Annotated in this window: 2 protein-coding genes and 1 pseudogene; all 3 read right to left on the reverse strand. The window is 74.2% G+C overall.

Annotated features, from left to right (window positions below; translation table 11 throughout):
• On the reverse strand, positions 1–525 hold a 525-nt coding region (locus AC1DY2_RS19005; protein ID WP_476763831.1), incomplete at its 3' end, for an alpha/beta fold hydrolase.
• Positions 526–635: 110 nt separating this feature from the next.
• A pseudogene (locus AC1DY2_RS19010) lies at positions 636–1,211 on the reverse strand (isochorismatase family protein); the annotation flags it as partial.
• Positions 1,208–2,134 (reverse strand): M20/M25/M40 family metallo-hydrolase (locus AC1DY2_RS19015; protein ID WP_476763832.1); only part of this gene is annotated, 927 nt, incomplete at its 5' end. The pseudogene AC1DY2_RS19010 and the gene AC1DY2_RS19015, both read right to left, overlap by 4 nt.

Here is a 2,134-nt window from a genome sequence, read left to right on the forward strand (position 1 = left end):
CCGCAGCACCTGCTCGATCACCGGGTTGCGTGCCGGCTCGTCGCGGAGCAGCAGCGCTCGCGCCTCGTCGAGGTCCCACGTGGCGAAGAGCTCGGTCGGCCCGGCACCGCCGATGACGACGCGTCGCACCCGCTCGGGAGCGAGCTCGGTGAGCGCGGAGACGACGCGGTTGCCCATGGAGTAGCCGACGACGTCCACATCGCCCGCCCCGACCGAGTCGARCACGGCGAGCAGGTCCCCGCCGAGCCGCTCGGGCGCGTAGGCGTCGGCCTCGATCGGCTTGTCGCTGTCGCCGTGACCCCGCAGGTCGACCGTGATCACGCCGCGATGCGCGTCGAGGAGTGCGCGCACCCAGCCGGTGCCCTCCCACGTGACGGCGGCGTTCGAGGCGAACCCGTGCACCAGGAGCACGGGCGGCAGCTGCTCGTCGRCCTCGGCGACGCCGTGGACCCGGTAGGCGATGAGCACCCCGTCGGCGCTCTCGGCGTGCAGCGTGGGGAGGTCGCCGGCGACCGGCTGCCTCACGCCTGCGCCCCGGGCTCGGCGTCGGCGTCGGCGGCGTCGCCGCCATCCGCAGCTTCGCCGGTCGCAGCCTCACCCGCAGCGTCCGCCCGGGCCTCGGCATCCAGCACCGTGGACTCCGCGATGGCCGCACCGGCATGGCCGAGCTCGGCGAGCGCCGCCTGCGACGTCTCGGGTGCGACGCCGGCGACGAGGTCCGTGAAGACGCGCACGTGGCGGCCGTGCTCGACGGCGTCGAGGCCGCTGGCCCGCACGCAGTAGTCGGTCGCGATGCCGACGACGTCGACGTCGGTGACGCCGTACTCGTCGAGCACCTCCCCGATGGCACGACCGCCCTCGTCGACGGCCTCGAAGATCGAGTAGGCGGGCACGCCCTGGCCCTTCAGCAGGTGCACGTCGATCGCATCGACGTCGAGCGCGGGGTGGTAGGCGGCCCCGACCGTGCCGGCGACGCAGTGCACAGGCCAGGTGGTGACGTAGTCGGGTGCGCCGTCGGTGGCGAAGTGCCCGCCGTTGTCGTTGTCGGCGTCGTGCCAGTCGCGCGAGGCGACGACGACGCCGTAGCGGTCCTTGTGCTGCGCGAGCAGCTCGGAGATGCCCGCCGCCACCGCGGCGCCGCCCTCGACGCCGAGCGCACCGCCCTCGGTGAAGTCGTTCTGCACATCGATGATGAACAACGCCCTCGTCACGACGGCTCCTTTCGCTGGTGTCTTCCATTCTCGCCGCACACGGCGGCGATCACGCCATCGATCACGTCGACGAGGGTGCGCAACGACGCCGTCGACACCCATTCCTCGTCGGCGTGCGCCCCTCCACCGAGCGGACCGACGAGCACGACGGGGATTCCCGCCTCGGCGATGAGGCCGGCGTCGGTCCACCACGGATCGCCGCGGCGCACCGCCGGCGTGCCGGTGGCCCGTTCGACCGCGTCGACGACGGCCCCGACGATCTCGGCGTGGGCGTCCGCCTCCATCGCCGGCCGGGCGACGAGCGGCACGATGCGCGCGGGCAGGGAGGACGCGAGCACCCGCTCCAGCTCGGCGCCCGGATCCGGCTCACCCGGCAGCGTGCGCCGCTCGACCACCAGCACGCAGCGGTCGGCAACGGTCGCGGCATCCGTTCCGCCCTCGATGGTGGCGACCCTGACGCTGCCGGCTCCGAGCAGCGGATGCCGCGGCCGGGCGTCGAGCTCGTCGGCGAACGCCCTGACGGCGAGGAGGCCGTCGGTGGCCCGGGCGATGGCGTCCACGCCGAGCTCGGGTTGCGAGCCGTGCGCCGCGAGTCCCTCGTACTCGACGCGGAACCAGGCGAAGCCGCGGTGCGCGACCGTCACCTCGAGATCGGTCGGCTCGAGCACGACCGCGGCATCTGGAAGGGACCCGTCGGCGAGGGCTGCGAGGAGGTCCTCCATGCCGGCCGAGCCGAACTCCTCGTCCGCCGCGAACGCGAGCACGAGGTCGCCTGAAAGGTCGGCGGGCGCGGATGCCGCCGCCACCATGGCCGCGGCGAGGCCTCCGGCCATGTCATACGCGCCGCGGCCGACGATGCGGTCCGAGGCCCCCGACGGGTCGGCCGCGGCATCCGGTGACGAATCGCCCGCGGCATCCGCCCC

This window comes from Agromyces sp. P1_H4, from assembly GCF_056405255.1.